This window comes from Paenibacillus residui (genome assembly GCF_042677205.1).
In the GTDB taxonomy this organism is placed as follows: Bacteria; Bacillota; Bacilli; order Paenibacillales; family NBRC-103111; genus Paenibacillus_L; species Paenibacillus_L residui.
This window is the reverse complement of record NZ_JBHTIU010000048.1, coordinates 65,970-88,135: the sequence shown is the minus strand read 5'-3', so window position 1 is coordinate 88,135 and position 22,166 is coordinate 65,970. Positions and strand designations below refer to the sequence as shown.

Here is a 22,166-nt window from a genome sequence, read left to right as displayed (position 1 = left end):
CCGAATTACAATGGCACAACTTAGTCCTTCAATGCTCAACCTGCAGCCATTTACCCGGAAATCTTCATCTCTCTGATCTGCCCATCCGAGAATACGCGATATTCTACTACCGCCCGGTCATTGTCGGAATAAAACACCGTAAACCGGCTGACCCGGGTTCCCTCCGCATTCCAATTTATATACAACTGGGCTTGCAGTGCACCTTTCTTCAGCCCTTCTATATCGACCTCATCCCCATTAATCGTTGAACCGTCCGGCGAAAGCAGGGCTCCGTGAACCAGATCATACCTTGAGACCGGTGTACCGTCCAGATTGTTGGAAAATTCGGCGTAAGCCGGTCCCAGCCGCTTCTGAACTTCTTCTCTGGCCATGCCGAGCTGTACCATCTTCTTAAGGTCGTCCGGTCCTGCTATATTAAAGGGGGCTTCGGATGCGATCCGGTCAGACGGCATTCTGTTGACCGCTTGGGGCAGGTTGTTAACAACCCCGATCGTTTCTCCCGCCTCAACGCCCAGGGCTCCGATTACCGCCGGATAAGGACGATATGCTTCCATCCATCCGGCCGCCTTGGCTGCTCCGATTGACGATATAATCAATGCCGACATGATTGCGACAGACGCGACCATCTTTTTCATTTCAATAAGCCCCCTTATGACTTCCTTTCAAACTCCCTGCCATGTTACTAATATAGACGGCAGCAGGATGGATTTCGTTCCACCTATTACGAAAATGTTACAAAGTTTATTGTCATTATTCCCCCATTGCTCTTCCTCTCATCCGTTACCGCCTCTATTCGACGTTTGTTAACAATGTTCGCGAAAAATGCTATAATGACTTGTGACATTTTAGAGACGGAGGAAACTCCCGTGAAATCCTTTTTACGAATCATTGCAGTTGTCGGCAGTGTTCTGGTCATCCTCATTGCCGCTCTTTTTTTTATTAATCGCGTGGAGGAGGTCCGTCTGCTGTATGCGACAAACGGCAGCGATACGGATTTGTCCGCCTGGGGTAATTTCGAACAGACGCTAGCTGCGAATGTCCGGGTGGAGCAGCGCGGGTTATCGGACCTAAGCTCCAAACAGTTAGCTAAATTTGATGCTATTTATTTAGATGTTCATTTGTTAAAATCGGAATCTCTGCAAGCCAAGAAGGAAGCGTTAATGGATTATGTCCGTCAGGGAGGCCACCTGTTTCTGGAGAACGGGTTTGCCGCAGAGTTTCCGCCAGAGTTCCTGGGTGCGGAGCAGTTGGTCGAGCTTCCCGAGAATACCGCCCCGCAGTTCCAATATCCTGAGGTGACGGAATCTATCCGCGGGATGCAGACGGTGTTCCGCTTATACGCGGATAATTTCCTGAATCATTCCGGAATGGACAGGCTTCCCGGCTTTGCCTGGGGATACGGCCTCGTTCCAAGCACTGCGGAGACGATCGTAACCTTGAATGAGGTTCCGGTCATGACGCTGAATCATGTGGATCAAGGCTCGGTCCTGCTGACCAGCGCTTTCCTGCCGAACCGGTATTTCATTACCGGCTTCGATCTGCAGAGCGGCATGGATCCGCAAGCCGGATTCGAGCAGTTGGCCGCACAATATAACGGCCCTTCGACGGAGGACGGGACCGCCTATTTCAACCGCTACCGGCTTCCCGTGGAGCCCTATTTTCAGTTCTCGTTCGCCGCGGCCAATTACGAGCTTCGGGGACAATTTCTTTCTTATATAAGTAAGGAAAAGTACGGCTACTCCATCACTAAAGTATTGGGACCGTACGGGCGCCCGGCCATGGCCTTCCAGAACCATTACGAAGCGCTGCCCGCTTTCCGCGATCTCGAGGCTATTCAATGGACGGAAATGCTTAAGCAGTACAACATGCTTCCTTCGTTCTCGGTCGTTCGCGGCTCCTATGATTGGGGGCAATGGTGGGAATCTATCAATATTCACATCAATAAGGGCACCCAGGAGAAGCCAGAGTTCATCGGAGAATACGTGAACTCCTTCTACGGGAGCGGAGCGAAGCTATTGAGCGAAGGCAAGCCGTTGAAGCTCGCCCAATACCCGAAATATGTCCAGCTTTCGGAGCCGATCGAGCTTCCTTACCGCGCGTATCCGGCCTTCGCCGACCTTGACGGCAGCGGGCGGGCGGACCTGCTGGTCGGCAGCGCCGACGGGTTCATCTACCGGTATCCCAACGAAGGGATGAACCCGGACGCTTACGACTACCAGCCGCTGCCGCCCGGGCTTGAGCCGCCCGCCGTCTTCGGCGCGCCGGAGCCGCTGCTCACGCCGAGCGGCGAACCGCTCCGCGCCTCCGGCTATGCCGCGATCGCCGCGGCGGACGTCGACGGCGACGGGCGCCCCGACCTGCTCATCGGCGATGAGCACGGTGCGGTGTTCGTTTCCTTGAACCAAGGAAACGGCACTTTCGCACCGCCCACGCCGGTGATGGCAGGCGGCGCCCCGCTCGTCGTCGCGTCCTACGCGGCGCCGGCCTGGGGGGACGTCGACGGTGACGGCATCCCCGACCTGGTTGTCGGGGATGGGAACGGCGACGTCCGCCGGTATCGCGGCATCGCCGGAGAGCCGCTGCGGTTCGAGCGCGGCGAGGTGCTCGTGAGCGCGGTCGACCGGTTCGCGGCGCCTGCGCTCCGCGATATGAGCGGCGACGGCCGGCTGGACCTGCTGGTCGGCAGCAATGAAGGAGACATCAAGCTGTTCGTGCGTGATGGAGATCATTGGACCGCCCAAGGACCACTGGTCGGCGACAAGCTGAATCCGGCCGGCAATCACGCCTTGGTCGGAGGCCATAATTCCGTACCACTATGGTATGATATTAACGGAGACGGCATAGACGATCTGCTCGTCGGCCAAGTGGAATTCGGTATTCCGGTGACCATCGACGATCCCGATTTTCCATACGCCGATGAGCTGCAGCAGTTTTTACAATATGCCCGGGAAAATCATTTAGAACTGTATCCGCACGTGTTCTTTCATAATTTTATTAGCGATGAACAGGAGAAGCTGGAGCTCGAGCTGCACCGCAAAGCTTTCGACAAGCTCGGCATTCCGTGGACAGATACCGGGACCAACCAGCATACCTGGAGAATTAACCATCCGGACAGGCTGCAGACGCTGCGCAACGAGAACCATCAGGACATCTGGTTTAATTTCGGATTCAGGCCTTCCTTCGTGCCCAGCGATCCCCGCTCGTATCTCGACTATATGTGGGGAGTGCCTTTCCTGTTGATGGATCCGGAGCTGAAGCATCCGATGGTGCTGTATACACCTTCTCCCATCTACGATAGCAGCTCGGCGTCCTCTACTCTGGATATCTATCAATCGATTATTCAGTTGGACATGCCGATCAACTATATGGAGCATATTGAGTACTTCGAAGGAAAGAAAGCGAATTTCGAGAAATTCGTCCAATATTTCGATCGGGTTCGGACCGAGCACGATTATAATTTCGTCTCCGAGCCGCAGATGGCCCGCTCCTTCCTCGCGACGTTGACGGCCCGGGTGGAGGTTCGCCAATCGTGGGGAATGTACCTGCTGGACCGGATCAAGGATACTCTCGGCAAGGGCGTTCACCGAACGCTGCAAATCACGGCCGATTCTTCCGGAATCCCGTCTCAGGCCGGGGCTTACCGGGATACGCTCGGGGTCCGGATTGAATCCGGCTCGTCGTTGGCGGGACATCCGCTGAAGGTCGATTCCGATATTTTCTACAGCAAGGACGGCACCCTCTACACCGGGCTGAGCCGGCCGACCAAGCTTCAGATCAGTTGGGAGAGCGACCCGGTCCATCTGATTCGGGCCAATGTTCCCCTTCAGATCGACAAAGGAGAGAAGCAATGGACCATCAAGCTGCTGGAGGCCGGAATGCAGCAATTCAAGCTGTACAGCCCTGTGCCCGTACAGTTCGAAGGAAACGATTTGAAGCTGGAAGAAGATGCTGAAGCACATACTTATACCATTACCCGATACGGTGATGCCTCTGAGATCATCGTTCGGTGGGAGTAAGAACCCATTCTTATTAATCAGGAGGAACTGATATGGAAGAAATCGTCCGCCACTTGGAAGAGCATATTCGCGAACGCTATGAAATCGATCCGGACGACGATGAGTTTACGGTTGATGTTCATCTATTCGACTACGGGTTCATCGACTCGATCGGGGCTACCGCTCTTATTGCCCATATTGAGAAAAAATACGGAATCGAAGTGACCAATCAAGACCTGATGCTGTACCCTTTGAACACCATTAATGAAATTGCCGAATTTATCCACAATAAACTAGCGGGGTGAGCGAAATGGAATGCATCGTATCACTGAAACGGTTAGACCCGGGCCAGTACGGACAGCTAAAATACGCTTCCGCTTTTGTAGATGAGCATATTGAAGAAATTCGTCTGGACGAGGCTCGTCAAGAGCTGCTTCTTGTACACCACTCTCCGCTTGGTAATGATGTGATTGCCGAGCGGCTGGAGCGGTTGATCGAGCGTTTCTCGAAAGGGGACTTCGGCTTCAAGGAAAACCGCCTGTTCGAAAACCGCGGTCCTCTTCCTTACAACGGAGATATCATCGCAGAGCTTGTCCAGGCCAAGACGATCAAGGTGCTGGAGCCCGGCTTGTTTATCTTCCGCGAGCCCTTCTCCAGTTTGATGAGATTTATGGACTATGCCTTTGTGACGAAGGTGGCGAAGCCGTTCGGTGTCACGGAGGAATCTTACCCGGCCGTTATTCATTGCGATACTCTGAATAAGACGAACCACTTTACCTCCTTTCCGGAGCATATTCATTTTCTGACCCACCTGCGTGAAGACCTGGATGTTATTGAAGGCTTCTCCCAATCGGTTCGCGAAGCCGGCGGGTGGAAGCAGGATGCCCCGCTCGCGTTGGATGCTAATATGCCCAAGCCCAGGTTCGCTATGAATCCGTCCACCTGCTATCACTGCTATGAAGGGCTTCAAGGAGAAACCATCGAAGGAGACGGATTGGCGGTTACAGCCATATCGAAGTGTCACCGGTTCGAATCCAGGAACCATACCGATTTCGGAAGGCTTCTGGATTTCAGCATGAGGGAGATTGTATTCGTCGGCAAACCGGACTACGTCAAGGAGAATCGCTTGAAGTCCCTGGAATATATTCAGGATTTGGCCCGGGAGTGGGAGGTTGACAGCTACCTCGAGGTCGCTAACGATCCTTTCTTCACGAACGATTTTCAAGTGAAAGCCTCCTTCCAGCGCAATCAGGAAATGAAGTATGAGCTTCGGCTCACCATTCCTTATTTAAACAAGTCGATCGCATGCAGCTCGGTCAACTTCCACAGCAATACCTTCGGCAGCGCCTTTAATATTAAGGTCGGCAAGCGCAACGCGGTAACGGGATGCGTCGGTTTCGGCATAGAGCGCTGGGTGTTCGCCTTTCTCTCCCAGTTCGGGCTTGAGGAATCCGGATGGCCGGCACGCTTCCGCGAGCAATATGAAGCCTGGAAAGAAAAATCATTATAGTGAGATGAACTGACGTGAGAGTCCTTTCGTTCCTTAGAAAAAACGGGTTCATTCTTGGACTGCTCGCCGCCTTCCTGCTGACGGATTGGCTGGTCGCTCGCTGGGATCCGTTAACGAATTCGCTTCGATTCCGCAAGAATGATTTTACTAAAACCTTGTCCCAGCATAACTGGGAAACGTCCGGCCGGGTTTTCTTCGGCAATTCGGCGGTGACCGGAGCCTATATCGAGGATCAGGCCGGCTATCCCCTCGTGGAGATGGGCCTGTCTTACGGAAAAATAACCGATCTGCAGCAAATTATCGAGCGTTCGTTGTATACTTTCGAAGACGAGCTTGTCATCGGTATCGACGTTCATACGATGCTGGACCGGCTGGAAACCGATCCGACCTATCCCTGGAATTCGAAGAAGTATCAGCCCTACCTTTACGAGTACCGGGACTATTTCAAGGAGGCCGGGATCGGCATGCTGAAGCAGATGGTGACCTCGCTCCGCGAGCGGAAGCCGGAGGAGATGTTCGAGTATTGGGCCTGGAACGACAAGATGCTGTATTACGGAATCAAGCCGGCAGAAGGGCCCGGCAGCAAGCAGGCGGATTGGGAGAAATACGAGCAGAAATTTAATTATATGAGGATGCCTGACTTCCAGCAAAACCTTAACGCTTTGGAATGGGTAATGAATTACGCCGATAAACAACAGCTAGAATTGAAGGTCATCTGGATGCCGTATAATCCCGAATACCCCCTTCCCGGATATATGCCGGAGCTGAAGAAGGAAGTGGACCGGATTCTGGCCGAGCATCAAGTTCCTGTGTTGGATCTGCTGAATAGCTTCGAGCCGCAGTATTTCCATGATCTGGTTCATATTAACCGTGAGCAGGGAGCTCCTCTCTTTACCAAGGAGGTGGACCAATGGCTTCTTTCCTTCGAAAAACCGCCGAAATCCTGATCTATCTGGCTATGCTCGTCCTGGTCATCATCCATTTTAGCGGGAAGGGCGTCTTTATCTATGAAGGGTTTTAGCTGATCGCGAGGGAGCCGTAAAGTATGTTTTACTTTAATATATACTCGATGATGGGGTTGGCCGGCATGATTGCTGCCCTGCTGCTGACCCGCCTATGGAAGGATAACAAACGCATTTTGCTCCTTCTGTTTAATTGTGGCTTTTTGCTTGTGTTCAACTACAAGCTTTTTTTGTTCTATGCCGCTTATACGGTTCTGAATTATCTGGGCTATTCTTTGCTGTGCCGGGTTACCTTCGCCCGTTTGGCCTGGTTCATCGGATTCATTGCCGCCAACATCGGTATAGTGTCGCTGACCCGGTTTATGGAATATGGTTGGCTGGAGCATCCGATAGCCAATCTGATTGTCACGATCGGACTGGTTTATAATGTGCTGAAGGTAATCGACGCTTATTACTTCGCCTATTTTTTCCGCAGGGATGGGCAAGTTCCGGCTCTGGATTACGCCAATTTTATTCTGTTTATCCCCACCTTCACTTCCGGCCCGATTCTGCGATTCCGCGATTTTATTGCAGACAGCAAGAAGCCTTACACGGTGGATTCGGCGTTAATCGAGTCGTCCGTCAAGCGGATTATTCTCGGCTTGTTCAAAGCGGTCGTCGTCGCCTTTTACATGAGAACCGTCTTTGATTATATAGCGGGACAGGAACTATTGTTCTACCATTCCATCTTCCTGCTGTTCTGGTTCTATCTGTTGATCTACGTCGACTTCTCGGGGTACTCGGACATCGCCATCGGCTTCGGACGACTGCTCGGCTATCAAATTCCGGAAAACTTCAAGAAGCCGTTCCTGTCTCCATCCATGACGCAGTTTTGGCGCAACTGGCACGCATCCTTGGGGGATTGGTTTCGAGAGCATATCTTCATGTTCTTCTCACGCAAAGCGATCTCCAAGTGGACCGGCGCCTACTTGTCCCTGTTAATTATGACGCTGATCGGACTTTGGCACGGTTATACTTGGCCTTACTTTCTATACGGACTCTACCATGGCGGCCTGATGGCGTTGGAAAACCTGTTCGGCTTGTCCCTGGTTAACAAGAAGAAGTCCTCGAAAACCTACTATTATTTCCGTGTGGTCTGCACTCAAATATTGGTCGCCATCTCGGTCATCGTTTATTCCGGAAACATCGACATCGTAATGAAAATCTACAATGGTCTTCTTTCCTTTCCTTCTTTTTGACAGAGGAGGATGATATAATGAATTTGATTTGCCCCAACCTGTAAACACCTTAGACGATAGAGGATTCTATGCACCGGGTAGTTTCGCCAGCTACTTATGGTATCCGCGGAATCCTTGTTTCAGCTTCACATTATCACGGGAGGTGCCCAGTATGAAATTGGGAGTTTTTACAGTACTATTTTCGCAGAAGCCATTGGAAGAAACCCTGGATTACATTGCGTCCAAAGGATTGGATGCGGTCGAGATCGGAACCGGCGGCTATCCGGGTAACAGCCACTGCGATCCTGATGTTCTGCTTAACGATGCAGCCAAGCTTAAGCAATTCAAGCAGGCCGTAGAATCGCGGGGATTAATAATCAGTGCCCTGAGCTGCCATTCGAATCCGCTTCATCCTCAGAAGCCGGTGGCCAAGGAAGCCCAAGAACTGATAACGAAAACGATTCAACTTGCCGAAAAGCTGGAGGTCCCCGTAGTCAACACCTTCTCCGGCTGTCCGGGAGACCACGAGGATGCAAAATACCCGAATTGGCCGGTCGCCCCTTGGCCTAACGATTATCAGGAAATTTTGAAGTGGCAGTGGGAAAATAAAGTCATTCCTTACTGGACGGAGGTTGGTAAATTCGCCTCTGAACGGAATGTGAAGATCGGCTTGGAGCTGCACGGCGGTTTCTCCGTACATACTCCGGCTACGATGCTCCGTCTTAGGGAGGCTGCAGGGGAAGCGATTGGAGCCAACCTCGACCCCAGCCATATGTGGTGGCAAGGAATTGACCCGGTGCAGGCCGTTCTTATTCTCGGCAAAGCCGGAGCGATCCACCATTTCCATGCGAAGGATACTTCGATGGATACGAACAACGTCAATATGCACGGAGTTACCGATATGCAATCCTATACCCGGATGCTGGATCGGGCATGGCAATTCCGCACCGTCGGTTTCGGCCACGATCTGAAAACCTGGGCAGACATTATCAGCGCTCTTCGTCTGGTCAACTACGATTATGTTGTCAGCATCGAACATGAGGATGGCCTGATGTCGATCGATGAAGGCTTTACCAAAGCTGTGCAAAACCTTCAACAGGTGCTTATCAAGGAGCCGTTAACGGAGATGTGGTGGGTGTAAAGAGAGCAGATCTATTATGAGGCTCTCGAGGTAAAGCGAGCGGGCTCTCTTACTCTACTTTTGCAAGCAACCCATATTGTCTATCAAGGATAAACGACTATCGCCGTCCTTTGGACGGGCGCGTTTACCGATGAAATATAAGATCAGGTATAAGGTGAAACTTATACTTTCTTATATTTAAATAAAGAACCCTCTAATCTGTAAAGATTAAAGGGTTCTTCTATGTGTTCATTGCCGCTGGATGAAAAGCGGGCATCAGCCCATCCAGCCTTTAATCATAACGATGTCCATGAATACAAACACGCCTAAGCTGATAACTGTGAATCCGATAGCGAATAAATTCTTGCGTGGTGCTGCCAGCAGTCTCACAAGACCGATAGCAATAATAACCGTTATGATCAAGACAAAAATATCAAAAAAAGTAAATGTGCTGGTGGATTGTGCAGCCGCTTCCGCCCCTTCTGCCAGAAACATCGATAGTCCTCCTTATCATACCTTATCTTATCTTATGTTATCTTCTGAGAAGCAATGTTGCAAGTCCTTTATTTGAACTGTAACAACATTGTCACCTTTATTATAATCGATCTATGGCACTCCTATCCTTTATAACCAAAAGTGCACAGATCTCATACAGGCTTTACGGTTTAGTCTCTTGAAGGTCGGATTATACGATCGCATCCTCTTTTTCCAGATAAGGTTCAGTGGAAGCTTCCTCCGTGCGTTTTCTATCCCGCTCCAAAATAGGCTTCAAATACTTCCCGGTATACGACTGCTCTGATTTCACAACCTGCTCCGGCGTCCCTTGAGCAATTATCGTCCCTCCGCGGTTACCTCCCTCCGGCCCCAGGTCAATAATATAGTCCGCCGTCTTGATGACATCGAGATTATGCTCGATGACAATGACCGATTCCCCGTTGTCCACCAATCGGTGAAGGACTTTGAGCAGACGGTCGATATCGTGGATATGAAGGCCAGTCGTAGGTTCGTCCAAGATATAGATGGATTTGCCGGTGTTCCTCCGGTACAGCTCCGCAGCCAGCTTCACCCGCTGGGCTTCTCCGCCCGACAAGGTTGTCGCAGGCTGGCCTAATTTCATATAGCCCAGTCCTACATCAAGCAAGGTTTGAATCTTGCGATGAATTCGGGGAATATTTCTGAAGAACTCGCAGGCATCCTCGATAGTCAATTCCAGAATCTCGGCAATATTCTTCCCCTTATATTTAATCTCCAGGGTTTCCCGGTTGTATCTCTTGCCTTTGCACACTTCACAAGGAACGTAAACATCCGGAAGGAAGTGCATTTCAATCTTGATTATCCCGTCTCCACGGCAGGCTTCACAGCGTCCTCCCTTGACGTTAAAGCTGAACCGCCCCTTCTTGTATCCACGAACCTTAGCTTCCGTTGTTGCAGCGAATACGTCCCGAATATCGTCAAAGACACCAGTATATGTCGCCGGATTGGAACGGGGGGTCCGGCCAATCGGAGATTGGTCAATGTCGATGACCTTCTCGACGTGCTCAAGTCCCTTGATCTCTTTAAAAAAACCTGGCCTTACTTTGGCGCCGTTTAAATCTCTCGCTAAGGCTTTATACAGAATTTCATTAATGAGAGTGCTCTTCCCGGAGCCGGAAACTCCTGTTATGCAGGTGAAAGTACCAAGCGGAACCTTTAAGTTAACGCTTCGCAGATTGTTCTCTTTAGCGCCTTTGACCTCGAGCCACTTGCCATTGGGCTTCCTGCGTTCCAGAGGTACCGGAATGAATCTGCGGCCGCTTAAATATTGGCCCGTCAGGGACTTCGCATCCTTCATCACTTCCTCAGGCGTTCCTTGAGCCACAACCTGTCCGCCATGAATACCCGCTCCCGGACCTATATCGATAATATAGTCGGCGGCCAGCATAGTATCCTCGTCATGCTCGACAACAATTAACGTATTTCCCAGATTCCGCATATGCTCCAGTGTCTTAATGAGGCGGTCGTTATCCCGTTGATGGAGACCGATGCTAGGCTCATCCAGAATATACAGCACCCCCATAAGACTGGACCCGATTTGGGTAGCCAGCCGGATCCGTTGGGCTTCTCCGCCGGACAAGGTTCCTGCCGACCGGCTTAATGTCAGGTAATCCAGCCCGACATTAACGAGAAAGCCCAACCGGGAATTGATTTCCTTCAGAATCAAGTTGGAGATCGTCTGTTCTTTCTCGCTTAATTTCAAATCGCTAAAAAACTGCTGCGCTTCACCGACCGAGAGTTGAGTCGCATAAGCTATATTCTTGCCGTTGATGGTTACCGCCAGAGACTCCGGCTTAAGGCGGTCCCCTTTACACTTGCTGCATGGCTTGGCGCTCATATAGGATTCTATATGCTCGCGGATTCCGTCGGATGCGGTTTCCCGATATCTTCTCTCCAGATTGTGTATAATCCCCTCGAAGGGAACCAGCGCTTCCTTCGACCTTCCAAACTCATTCTCATAGCGAAAACGAACCCTCTCTCCATTCGTGCCGTGGAGAATGATCTTCATCTGTTCATCGGTTAATTCGGATACCGGAACCTCTCTTGGTATATTAAAGTGCTCGCATACGGCGGCCAAAAATTGCGGGTAATAATTCGAAGTGCTCCCCGCCCATGCGGCAAACGCCCCATCCTCAATCGATTTCGAAGGATCGGGGACAAGCAGGTCCGGGTCTACGATCATTTGGTTGCCGAGACCGTCACATTCCGGACAAGCGCCGAACGGACTGTTGAAGGAGAACATGCGCGGAGCGAGCTCCTCCATGCTGAACCCGCATTCGGGGCAGGCCAGGTTCTGGCTGAACAGCAGCTCCTCCTGGTCTATAATATCGACCAGCACTCGGCCATCCGCCAACTTAAGTGCCGTCTCCAACGAGTCAGCGAGGCGGGTTTCTACCCCCTCCTTGACGACAATGCGGTCGACCACCACTTCAATAGAATGCTTCTTGTTCTTCTCCAGCTCGATCTTCTCGGAGAGTTCCCTGATCTCTCCGTTTACACGAACACGGACGAATCCTTGCTTCTGAATATCCGAGAGCAGCTTTACATGCTCTCCCTTTCTCCCGGAAACGAGAGGGGCTAAGATTTGCAATCGGGTCCGTTCCGGATAGTCCATAATCCGGTCCACCATGTGCTCAATGGTTTGCGCCGTAATCTCAACCCCATGCACAGGGCAATGTGGACGGCCGATACGGGCAAACAACAGACGCAAATAGTCATAAATCTCCGTTACGGTCCCTACGGTAGAGCGAGGATTCCGGCTCGTCGTCTTCTGATCGATTGAAATCGCAGGAGATAGTCCGTCAATGGAATCGACATCCGGCTTATCCATTTGTCCGAGAAATTGTCTGGCGTAGGCGGACAGAGACTCGACATATCTTCTCTGTCCCTCCGCATAGATCGTGTCGAAGGCGAGAGAGGATTTGCCTGAGCCGCTTAACCCGGTCAGAACTACGAACCGATCTCTCGGAATGGTGACATCGATATTTTTTAAATTATGGGCTCGCGCCCCTTTAATGACGATATGATCACTTGCCATGTGAATCCTCCTCTTAAGGAATGCCCTCTCCACTATATCAAAACACATTGGCTATTTCTTTCACTAACCTCAGGCGGGTAAATCGTATCAGGATTGAGCCTTCAGTTCCAGAATGGCATCCCGCAGCTCTGCTGCCCGTTCGAACTGCAAACTCTTGGCGGCTTCCTTCATTTCCGCTTCCAGCCGCTCAATCAGTGCCGCGCGGTCCTTCTTCGACATCTTGTCGGCCCTTACCTCGGCCAGATAATCGGCTTTCTGCTCGGCTACCTTCGTTGCCTCAATCACTTCGCGGACCTTCTTCTGGATGGTCTGTGGAGTGATTCCGTGACGCTCATTATAGGCGATCTGAATCGCGCGGCGGCGTTCGGTCTCCTGGATTGCTTTAGTCATCGAGTCCGTATATTTATCCGCGTACATGATAACCTTGCCTTCCGAGTTCCGGGCAGCACGGCCGATCGTCTGGATCAGGGAACGCTCCGCACGCAGAAACCCTTCCTTGTCGGCATCCAGAATAGCAACCAGCGAGACCTCCGGCAAGTCAAGGCCTTCCCTCAGCAGATTAATACCTACCAGCACGTGGAATGTTCCGACCCGCAGATCCCGCAAGATCTGCATCCGCTCAAGCGTCTTGATGTCGGAGTGCAGATAGCGAACCTTAATCCCGATTTCCTTCAAATAATCAGTCAAATCCTCGGCCATTTTCTTGGTCAAGGTCGTTACGAGCACTCTCTCGTCCTTCCGAATTCTCTCCTGGATCTCTTCGATTAAATCGTCAATTTGACCCTCGGTTGGCCTTACCTCAATGATCGGGTCGAGCAATCCGGTAGGACGGATAATTTGCTCGATCATTTCCGGGCAGTGCTCGATCTCATAAGGACCCGGAGTCGCCGAAATGTACAGCGCCTGTTTAACCTTGCTCTCGAATTCCTCAAAACGGAGCGGGCGGTTGTCCAGCGCCGACGGCAGCCTAAAGCCGTGCTCCACCAGTACTTCCTTCCGGGCTCTGTCTCCGTTATACATTCCACGAATTTGCGGGAGGGTGACATGGGACTCATCGACTACCACCAGCATATCCTCCGGGAAATAATCAAACAGCGTATACGGCGTCGCTCCCCGCTCGCGGAACGTAAGCGGCCCGGAATAGTTCTCGATTCCCGAGCAGAAGCCCATCTCCTGCATCATTTCGATATCGTAGCGGGTTCTTTGTTCAAGTCTCTGCGCCTCGAGTAGCTTGCCTTGACTACGAAACTCGGCCAGCCGCTCCTCCAGCTCCCGTTCAATATCAACTAGCGCCCGCTTCATCGTGTCCTCGTGCGTGACAAAGTGAGAAGCCGGGAAGATCGCGATATGTTCTCTCTCGCCGAGAATTTCGCCCGTAAGCACATCAATCTCGGTAATCCGTTCAATCTCGTCCCCGAAGAGCTCTACCCGCACCGCATGCTCGCTGCGCGAGGCCGGGAAAATCTCGACCACATCCCCGCGAACCCGGAAGGTGCCGCGGACAAAATTGATATCGTTGCGCTGATACTGGATATCCACCAGCCTGTGCAATATCTGATTTCTCGGCAGCTCCATTCCTACTCTTAAGGAAAGCAAAAGATCCCGGTACTCCATTGGAGAACCGAGTCCATAAATACACGACACGCTCGCCACGATAATGACGTCACGCCGTTCGAACAGCGCACTTGTAGCAGAGTGCCGAAGCTTATCAATTTCGTCGTTGATGCTCGAATCCTTCTCAATATAAGTATCGGAAGAGGGAATATAAGCCTCTGGTTGATAGTAATCGTAGTAGCTTACGAAATATTCTACGGCATTGTTCGGGAAGAATTCCTTGAATTCACTGCAAAGCTGTGCCGCTAAAGTCTTGTTATGGGCAATGACCAGAGTCGGCCGGTTCAACCGCGCAATAACCTGAGCCGCGGTAAACGTCTTACCGGTTCCGGTCGCTCCGAGCAGGGTCTGATGTCTTCTCCCGCTCTGAATGCTTTGCACAATCTTCTCAATGGCCTGCGGCTGGTCCCCCTGCGGCTGGAAGTCGGAGACCAGCTCAAATTTCTTATTGCTTAATATGAGATCGCTCATAAGAATCCTCCGTTAAATTCGGAATGCGATTTCCTCTAAACTTTTACACATTGGCGGTCGATAAAAAGGATAGAAAACGGCAACTGCCGTTTATCATGTGTTGAAATATAGGAATGTTTGTTCCTACTATTATACCTTGTTTGCAACCGAGTTGCAAATCAAGATTGGTTCCTTATCCTCCCAACTATTATAAGCTGAACTAGGAGTGGTATCTATCGTGGATTTGACAACAATTATTGGGCTAATTGTGGGCTTGTTTGCACTGATTATGGGTTATATATGGGATGGCGGTCATTTAAGCGCCTTGTTCGTTCCCAGTGCCTTATTAATAGTCGTTGGCGGAACCGTCGGCGCGGTCATCGTCAGCTTCCCCTGGTCCAAGCTCAAGGAACTGCCCAAGGCGATGGGGATGGCTTTTAAAGAACAGAAGCAAGAAGCAGGAGTCATTATCGACGACATTGTGGAGATGGCGACTATTGCTCGAAGAGAAGGTGTTCTTGCCCTGGAGCAAAGAGCTGTCGAATACCATGATCCATTCCTCAAAGACGGATTAATGATGGTTATCGATGGAACGGATCCGGAATTGACCCGCCAAATTCTGGAACTGGAGATGGATGCGCTCGAAGCCCGCCACGAAGGATACGCGAAAATATTCGAATCGGCCGGAGGATTCGCTCCGACAATGGGGATTGTCGGTACCGTTATGGGCCTTATTCACGTTCTCGGCAGCCTCAGCGATCCGGATTCCCTAGGTCCCGCGATTGCCGTTGCATTCGCCGCCACTCTATATGGGGTAGCCACGGCAAACGTTGCCTATCTGCCGATAGCCAACAAAATTAAAGTTCGCAGCAAAGAGCAGATTTCCACTATGGAGCTGATGCTGGAAGGCATCCTGGCACTACAGGCAGGTGAGAATCCTCAGTTAATTCGCAAAAAGCTGACCTCCTTCCTTCATCAAAAGAAAAACTCAAAAGCGGAAGTAGGTGGAGAATTTGGCGAGGAGAGGTAAGAAGCCGGAGGTTCCTGAAAATCATGAACGATGGTTGATCACATATGCGGACTTGATAACGCTGCTGCTCATTTTCTTTGTCATTATGTACGCTATGAGCAAGGTCGATGAAACCAAATATAACGATCTGGCACAAACTTTGCATCTGCAGTTCAGCAGCAAAGGGGACTCGGTTCTACAACAAGGATCCGGCGTCATCGGCGGAATGGATTCAGGCAAAGGAAAAGAAGGCAACCTTAAGGATTTCGAGGCTTTCCTGGAGGAAATGGATAAGCGGAAAGAGCAAGGCCTTCAGGACTTGATGAAGATTGTCAATGAATACATTGAAGAAGAACAGCTGCAAGACACCGTGTCCATAGGCGACACCCCAAGAGGCGTTGCCATTACCTTGAATGATTTGCTGCTATTTGATTTAGGTAAGGCTGATCTCAGGGAAAACGCCTATCCGATTCTCGAAAAGTTGGCCAGCTTGTTCCCGACCTTGAATACGAAAATAAGCATCGAAGGACATACCGACGACTTGCCGCTGGCGACCGGTGCTTATTATAAAGATAACTGGAGACTCAGCTCCGAAAGATCGCTGTCCGTACTGCGGTACTTCACGAATGAGGCCGGACTGCCGGAATCCATGTTTCTCTCTACCGCCTATGCGGATACCAAGCCTATCGTTCCTAATACATCCGATGAAAATAGACAAAGGAACCGGCGGGTGGAGATCATCGTACTCAGATAATATCGTTACTCGATTGAAAAGAAGCGGACAGGAAGACGCTGAAGTTACAATGTCTTCCTGTCCGCTTCATTATTTAATCCGCCCTCAAGAGGAGGCGGAGGAAGGATTGCTGCGAAGCCTGTTGTCTCTCTTGCGGAAATATGCAAAAATCGAAGCCGGCTTCTGTTCCACATAATATACGGCCTTATCATCCGGACAGAGAATCAGTCCTAACTGATGATGCTCCCCTGCGAACATAGCCCGGCTGACAAACTTGGAGTGCCCATCCAAATTGATAATTTCCAGCTTGCAGAAAGCTGGATTCAACTGCATCGCAAGATGAAGCCCTTCCTTCGTTATCACTTTCCGCTGATTTACTTTACGAATAATTTCTCCGGCCCGGATGCCTGATTCGGCTGCAGGACTGTTCGGTAGGACGGCCAATATTTTCAAGCCCCGGGTATCATGCACATAGAGCGGGTGGGCCGTTTCCTCCTGACTGTTGGAATAAGCAATCATCCCTTCATGCAGCAGCAAGGTCAGCAAGGAGGCCGCCAGGATCAGCGGCTCCCAATAGTAGCTTCCGATGGCAGCACAGAGAACAAGCACCGAGTAACCCAATAATAATGTCGAATCGAATCTCGCCTTCAGATAGGGAAGCTTGCTGATCGTGGATGACGTAAATCCAATCAGCGCGGGAAAAGCGACCATTCCCCAGCCGGCTGCTCCGCCCTCCACAAACCATGGATTCCACGGCAGATGGCTTATTCCCGTCTCGGAAGGAACTAACAGAAACAGGGGGACAGGCCAAAATCCATGCAGATGGTAGGCTCCTACCAGCTTTCCTCGTTTGCTCTCCATAAAGAGAGGCGTTGCCATCCGGCTGCCTTGCCACCGCACCAGCAGCCCTTCCGTCAAATGCAGAATCGCGGCCAACGCTAGCAGCGATGGGATATTGACCGATAATGCGGTAGCAAATATCCAGCCTGCCCAAGGCCAGTCAACGGCGCTTGGGACGAACAGTGCCAGGGAATGAAGAAGACCTATGATCCCGACAGAATAGGCAATACAAAAATAACGGACCCGCACCAGCATCAGCAGGAGCGATATCCCCCAAATCAGCAGCATTGCTTGGAGGGATAGCGTCACTCCGAACAGGAGCATTAGAACCGATGCCATTATGCCCGCCAGCCAACCCCATAGCAGCGTCCGCCAAGTTTCGCCTATTAAGGAATGCAGGCGGGAATGAAATAGTTTGCGCTCCAACGAAATTTGCCGGCGGTATTGAAGGATAATAAAGGCGATTCCTATATAATACAGAGGATTCAGCAGAAGCTGAGCCACTGCACGGACAATCTGCTCTCCCCAATCAACCCAAGGATTCATTCCATTTCTCCTTAATAGAAAAGAATAAGAAGGCGGTGCAAACCGACCTTCTTCACAAATTCTACGTTTCTATTCAATTTCCTGCCGCTTCTCTAAAAGGTAGTTAATAAGTCTTCAGCATGTATTCAGTAAAAGAGCACTGCAGCGATGCTGCAACCTTTAATTACCGTTAGCCAGCTTTTCCCGCAAGTATTGAACAGCGGCCTTCAGCTGATTATCGTTGTTCGGATCGCGAATCGCCTCTATCACTTTACTTTCTAACAGGCCCATCATCTGTTCGTCCACTTCCCCGTTGACCGTCAGGCTGTTATCCGTCTGGAAGGCTTTGACGGCATCCACCGTCTGCTGATCGAAATATCCGTCGTTACGGCTGACGGAATAGCCTAGGGCAGGAAGCATCGTCTGCAGTACTTTTACATCCTCATTAGCCATGTCATAGGTTAGCGTCACCTGTTTACTGAAAGGTCTGACTGTAAAGATTTCCGGCTGCTCAACCTTCATATCCGGCTCGATTCCGGTCTTGTTAATCCAGTTCCCGTCCGGAGTCAGCCATTTGGAGGTTGTCAATTTGATATTGCTGCCGTCCCCCATTTCCTTCTCGAAAGTGACCTGTACCGTTCCCTTGCCATAGGTCTTCTCGCCGATTAATTGGCTGCCGGCCGATTCCTTCAAAGCACCGGCCAGAATTTCCGAGGCGCTCGCACTTCCTTGGTTTATAAGAACCGCGACCGGATACGCTTTGGCCGGGTTAGGATTCTTGGAGAGCGTCGGCTGCCGCTTCCCATTGCGGTCTTCGATTTGGACAATAGGCTTGCCCTTCTCGATAAACGGCTGAACGATATGAATCACCTGATCCAACAGACCTCCGGGATCATTCCGTACATCGATAATCAGGCCTTTCATTCCTTGGGCTTCCAGCTTGCTCAATTCCTCCTCAAATCTTTTACTTGTCTGGAAAGAGAATTGAGTAATCTCGATCTTGCCTATGGAATCCTCCAGCATCTCTGCGTAGACCGTCTCTATGGGGATGTCGTCGCGAACGATGACAATCTCCACCGGTTCCGAGGTACCGCTCCGCAAGACGGATAATTTTGCTTCGGTTCCTTTGGGCCCGCGGATCTTGGCTACGGCTTCATTCAAAGTCAGCCCATCCAGCAATTCTCCGTCTACACTTAATATGACGTCCTTGGCCCGCAAGCCGGATTTCTCTGCGGGAGAGCCTTTAATAGGCGAGACGATCGTCACTCTGCCGTTATCCAACGATACCTCTGCCCCGATGCCTTGAAAGGACGAACTGATATGCTCCTCGAAATCCTTGGCTTCCTTGGTCGTCATATACGTAGAGAACGGATCCTCCAGGGAGGCAAGCATGCCTTGAATGGCACCGTCGATGATCTTATCATGATCGACTTGTTCCAAGTACCTCTGACGAATAATCTCATAAGCTTTCGTGACCTTGTCCAGATCCTTGCGGGTTACTTCTCCTTGCGGAGCTTCGACGGTTGCAAAGGAAGGACTCACTATCGTTAAAGTAAGAATGCTGCTGGCGAACATAGCCAGCACAATAAATGCCAAAACCGTACGGCCTTTAAAAACCATAAACCTTGCACCACCTTTGCTACCCTGACTTACCTGCTAGTATATGACAAGCACGTGCGGTTTATAATAGACAAGCTATTAATTTTCTACTCCACATACGGCCTTGGGTTAACGGGCTTCTCGTCAATTCTGACCTCGAAATGAAGATGGTTGCCGGTGGAATCTCCCGTTGATCCTACTTCAGCAATCTTCTGTCCTCTTGTAACCGAGTCTCCCTCGCTAACTTTGATTCCATTCTGCCGGATGTGGCCATACCAGGTCCACATTCCACCGCCGTGGTCGATCACAACCGTATTGCCATATCCTCTTACCCAGGAAGCGATCAAGACCACTCCATCGTCCGCAGCCACAATTGTAGTTCCGTTAGGGGCGGCGATATCCATGCCCGCATGCAGCTTTCTCTTCTTGGCAATGGGATCTATCCGATAACCGAATTCGGAGGTAATGATCCCGCTGTCCGGAACCGGCCAGGCCAGCTGCCCGCCAGCTCGGCTTACATTGGATGTCTTCATCTTCGCTTCTTTAGCCTTTTGCTGCTGAATCAATTTATTTTTTTCATTGTACAGTTGGGCTTTCTCCTTGGCCAGAGCGACCAGACTCTGTTCCTGCTCCTCACTGATGCCCTCAGCTTCTGCCTCTTGGGCGGACAGACTGGCAATGGCCACTTCCTTCTGCTTCTCGCGTGCCAGCAGCTGCTGACGCACATCCTCCGCTTCAGCATACAATCTCTCGGCTTCCTGCAGCTGAATTTCGACCTCTATCTTTTTCTCCGCGATCAGGTCGCGGTCCTTTTTGTTAGCTTCCAGTAACCGCTTGTCATTACCGGATATCAGCTTCAACGTATTAAATCTTTCGATAAAATCCGAGAAACTGGTCGCGCTAAGTATAACATCAAGATAGGACACCGTACCGTTCATATACATGGCCCGAACTCTCGATTTCAACTGCTTGTCCCTTTCTTCTACCCGTTCCTCCGCATCTACTAGCTGTTGGGTCGTTTCATGAAGCGTAGCCGTTACCACATTAACCTGCTCATTCAGCTCGTTCAGCTTGGCTACCTGCCGCTCAATCTCTTCCTGAATCTCTTGCAGGGTAATGATTTCTACTCTTTTTTGCTCCTGTAGGGAAGCCTTAAGCTCTTCGGCTTCCTTCCGTTTCTTGGCCGCTTCCTGCTCCTGCTTCTGCAAATTCTCCAGCTTGCGGTTAATATCGTCCAAAGGACCGGCAAATCCTGTATAGGGCTGCACTACCAGGCATAAGGCCACGACTACGGCGGTGAGAGACAACGACAACTTTTTCAAAAGAAATACCTCCTACACTTTTAAATACTTGCGAACCGAAATCGTGCTGCCCCATATTCCGATAACTAATCCGATGGAAAGCAATAAAATGCCGACCGGATATATGACTTCCAGAAGCGGTTTAAAATGCACCATAAAAACGCTGATATCGGCCTGGGTCGACTTTAGAAGTTCAAAGTATCCGTAGGACAGGATACCGATCGGAATGATCGATCCTATCAATCCAAGCAGCGCCCCCTCTATGAAGAAAGGCCAATTGATAAAACTGTTGGTAGCTCCTACAAGCTTCATGATCTTAATTTCCCGGTTACGGGCCATGATGGTCAGCTTGATCGTATTGGATATCAGGAACATCGCCGTCAACGCTAGGCAAACGACCAACACCAACCCAACGTTGCGAATAATGGAGGTTACTTTAAACAGAGTATCGACGGTCCCCTTACCATAATTAACGCTGACGATCGGAGCCGGGTCCTTCCCTGTATTCAAGGCTTCAATCTTCTGAGCCACCATTCCTACCTGGCTCGGTTCCTTGACTTCTACCGTGAAGGAATCATTCAATGGATTGTTCTCGCCATCCAGCCCTTCCAGATAGGCTTCACCGGATTCCCCCATCTTTTCCCGCAGAATCTCTAAACCTTCTTCTTTGGAAACAAAAGTGTTCTTCTCTACTTCGGGCATGCCGGTAATGCCGGCTTCAATCGCTTCTATTTCCTCCTGCGGCGTTTCCAGCTCCAGGAAGACCTTGATTTCCACCTGCTTCTCTATTTGTTCCGTCAAATAATTGACATTCAATGATAAAATCAGGAACAACCCTAGTATAAATAGCGATATAGATATCGAACTGATCGAAGCGAACGTCATCCACCCATTGCGGATAATGTTCTTGCCACCCTCTCTGAAGTGCCGGCCAAGTGTACTAATCGTCATAGCCGTAATCTCCTCTCGCTTGGTCGCGGGCAATCTGGCCGTGTTCGATAGCAATTACTCTCTTTCGGATGGTATTAACAATTTCTTTGTTATGCGTAGCCATGATGATCGTCGTTCCCCGGTAATTGATTTCCTCCAGCAAGTTCATAATTCCCCATGAGGTCTCAGGATCCAGATTTCCCGTAGGCTCGTCCGCTATAATGACAGCCGGATTGTTGACAATCGCCCGGGCTATAGCAATTCTCTGCTGCTCCCCGCCGGACAGCTGCGTCGGGAAAGAGGCCGCTTTGTCCTTCAGCTTGACCAGTTCCAATACTTCCATCGTTCTTTTCTTGATTAACTTCTTGGGAGCTTCAATAGCTTCCATGGCAAAGGCAATATTCTCATAGACCGTTAACTTGGGCAGAAGCCGGAAGTCCTGGAAAATCACTCCGATATTGCGCCGGACATAAGGAATCTTACGCGGCTTCAGCTTCTCCAGATTAAAGCCGTTAACAAAAATTTGACCTTTGGTAGGCCGCTCTTCCCTATATATCATTTTCATAAAAGTAGATTTCCCCGCTCCGGAGGGGCCTACAACATAAACAAATTCATTAGCATTAACCTTAAGATTTATGCCCCTTATCGCATGTGTCCCGTCCGGATAAGTCTTCCAGACGTCCTGCATTTCAATCATGCTATCACATCCTGTTTGTAGTAACCTTCTTAAACTTCGACATAAATCTTTAAATTCCTTTAGATTGGTATCAAAAACGTAACAAATCCCCGT

17 protein-coding genes are annotated in these 22,166 nt (G+C 50.5%); 8 read left to right on the top strand and 9 right to left on the bottom strand.

Annotated elements, in window-relative coordinates; genetic code table 11:
• Positions 1-50 precede the first annotated feature (50 nt).
• On the bottom strand, positions 51-635 hold the full coding sequence (locus tag ACFQ03_RS15310; protein ID WP_144934199.1) for a hypothetical protein: 585 nt from the start codon (positions 633-635) through the stop codon (positions 51-53).
• 231 nt (positions 636-866) lie between these two features.
• On the opposite strand from ACFQ03_RS15310, the gene ACFQ03_RS15305 reads away from it, so the two are divergent.
• The 6 genes from ACFQ03_RS15305 to ACFQ03_RS15280 all read left to right on the top strand — a co-directional run bounded on the left by ACFQ03_RS15305 (position 867) and on the right by ACFQ03_RS15280 (position 8,825).
• Positions 867-4,016 (top strand): FG-GAP repeat domain-containing protein, encoded by a 3,150-nt coding sequence (locus ACFQ03_RS15305; protein ID WP_379289217.1) that lies wholly within the window; start codon positions 867-869, stop codon positions 4,014-4,016.
• 32 nt (positions 4,017-4,048) lie between these two features.
• Positions 4,049-4,300 (top strand): acyl carrier protein, encoded by a 252-nt coding sequence (locus tag ACFQ03_RS15300; RefSeq protein WP_144934203.1) that lies wholly within the window; start codon positions 4,049-4,051, stop codon positions 4,298-4,300.
• Between the two features lie 5 nt (positions 4,301-4,305).
• On the top strand, positions 4,306-5,505 hold the full coding sequence (locus tag ACFQ03_RS15295) for an aminoacyl--tRNA ligase-related protein (protein ID WP_144934205.1): 1,200 nt from the start codon (positions 4,306-4,308) through the stop codon (positions 5,503-5,505).
• A gap of 14 nt (positions 5,506-5,519) precedes the next feature.
• Positions 5,520-6,452: a hypothetical protein gene (locus ACFQ03_RS15290; RefSeq protein WP_379289215.1), complete on the top strand. Its 933-nt coding sequence runs from the start codon at positions 5,520-5,522 to the stop codon at positions 6,450-6,452.
• A gap of 98 nt (positions 6,453-6,550) precedes the next feature.
• A complete protein-coding gene (locus tag ACFQ03_RS15285; protein ID WP_379289213.1) occupies positions 6,551-7,705 on the top strand; it encodes an MBOAT family O-acyltransferase in 1,155 nt (384 codons plus the stop codon).
• A 151-nt stretch (positions 7,706-7,856) separates the two neighbouring features.
• Positions 7,857-8,825 carry a sugar phosphate isomerase/epimerase family protein gene (locus ACFQ03_RS15280; RefSeq protein ID WP_379289211.1) on the top strand — a complete coding sequence of 323 codons (969 nt, stop codon included), beginning with the start codon at positions 7,857-7,859 and terminating at the stop codon, positions 8,823-8,825.
• Between the two features lie 255 nt (positions 8,826-9,080).
• On the opposite strand, the gene ACFQ03_RS15275 is transcribed toward ACFQ03_RS15280, so the two are convergent.
• The 3 genes from ACFQ03_RS15275 to uvrB all read right to left on the bottom strand — a co-directional run bounded on the left by ACFQ03_RS15275 (position 9,081) and on the right by uvrB (position 14,460).
• Positions 9,081-9,299, bottom strand: a complete 219-nt coding sequence (locus tag ACFQ03_RS15275; RefSeq protein WP_144934213.1) for a hypothetical protein — start codon at positions 9,297-9,299, stop codon at positions 9,081-9,083.
• Between the two features lie 190 nt (positions 9,300-9,489).
• A complete protein-coding gene (uvrA, locus tag ACFQ03_RS15270) occupies positions 9,490-12,375 on the bottom strand; it encodes an excinuclease ABC subunit UvrA (protein WP_379289209.1) in 2,886 nt (961 codons plus the stop codon).
• An 87-nt stretch (positions 12,376-12,462) separates the two neighbouring features.
• Positions 12,463-14,460, bottom strand: coding sequence for an excinuclease ABC subunit UvrB (gene uvrB, locus ACFQ03_RS15265; RefSeq protein WP_144934217.1), 1,998 nt, complete (start codon positions 14,458-14,460; stop codon positions 12,463-12,465).
• A 217-nt stretch (positions 14,461-14,677) separates the two neighbouring features.
• On the opposite strand from uvrB, the gene ACFQ03_RS15260 reads away from it, so the two are divergent.
• Together ACFQ03_RS15260 and ACFQ03_RS15255 are read left to right on the top strand one after the other, a co-directional pair.
• The gene (locus ACFQ03_RS15260) at positions 14,678-15,469 is read left to right on the top strand and encodes a flagellar motor protein (protein WP_144934219.1); all 792 of its coding nucleotides are present in this window, start codon (positions 14,678-14,680) and stop codon (positions 15,467-15,469) included.
• On the top strand, positions 15,453-16,202 hold the full coding sequence (locus ACFQ03_RS15255; protein ID WP_144934221.1) for an OmpA/MotB family protein: 750 nt from the start codon (positions 15,453-15,455) through the stop codon (positions 16,200-16,202). The genes ACFQ03_RS15260 and ACFQ03_RS15255 overlap by 17 nt, the downstream gene beginning before the upstream one ends.
• 84 nt (positions 16,203-16,286) lie before the next feature.
• Here the strand turns inward: ACFQ03_RS15255 and ACFQ03_RS15250 are convergent, their stop codons facing one another.
• From ACFQ03_RS15250 to ftsE, 5 genes are all read right to left on the bottom strand, one after another.
• Positions 16,287-17,567 carry a PDZ domain-containing protein gene (locus tag ACFQ03_RS15250; protein ID WP_144934223.1) on the bottom strand — a complete coding sequence of 427 codons (1,281 nt, stop codon included), beginning with the start codon at positions 17,565-17,567 and terminating at the stop codon, positions 16,287-16,289.
• A gap of 159 nt (positions 17,568-17,726) precedes the next feature.
• A complete protein-coding gene (locus ACFQ03_RS15245; RefSeq protein WP_379289206.1) occupies positions 17,727-19,166 on the bottom strand; it encodes a S41 family peptidase in 1,440 nt (479 codons plus the stop codon).
• An 86-nt stretch (positions 19,167-19,252) separates the two neighbouring features.
• Positions 19,253-20,467 carry a murein hydrolase activator EnvC family protein gene (locus ACFQ03_RS15240; protein ID WP_144934227.1) on the bottom strand — a complete coding sequence of 405 codons (1,215 nt, stop codon included), beginning with the start codon at positions 20,465-20,467 and terminating at the stop codon, positions 19,253-19,255.
• A 12-nt stretch (positions 20,468-20,479) separates the two neighbouring features.
• The gene (gene ftsX, locus ACFQ03_RS15235) at positions 20,480-21,397 is read right to left on the bottom strand and encodes a permease-like cell division protein FtsX (protein ID WP_379289203.1); all 918 of its coding nucleotides are present in this window, start codon (positions 21,395-21,397) and stop codon (positions 20,480-20,482) included.
• Positions 21,387-22,073 carry a cell division ATP-binding protein FtsE gene (ftsE, locus tag ACFQ03_RS15230; RefSeq protein WP_144934231.1) on the bottom strand — a complete coding sequence of 229 codons (687 nt, stop codon included), beginning with the start codon at positions 22,071-22,073 and terminating at the stop codon, positions 21,387-21,389. The genes ftsX and ftsE overlap by 11 nt, the downstream gene beginning before the upstream one ends.
• Between the last annotated feature and the right edge of the window lie 93 nt (positions 22,074-22,166).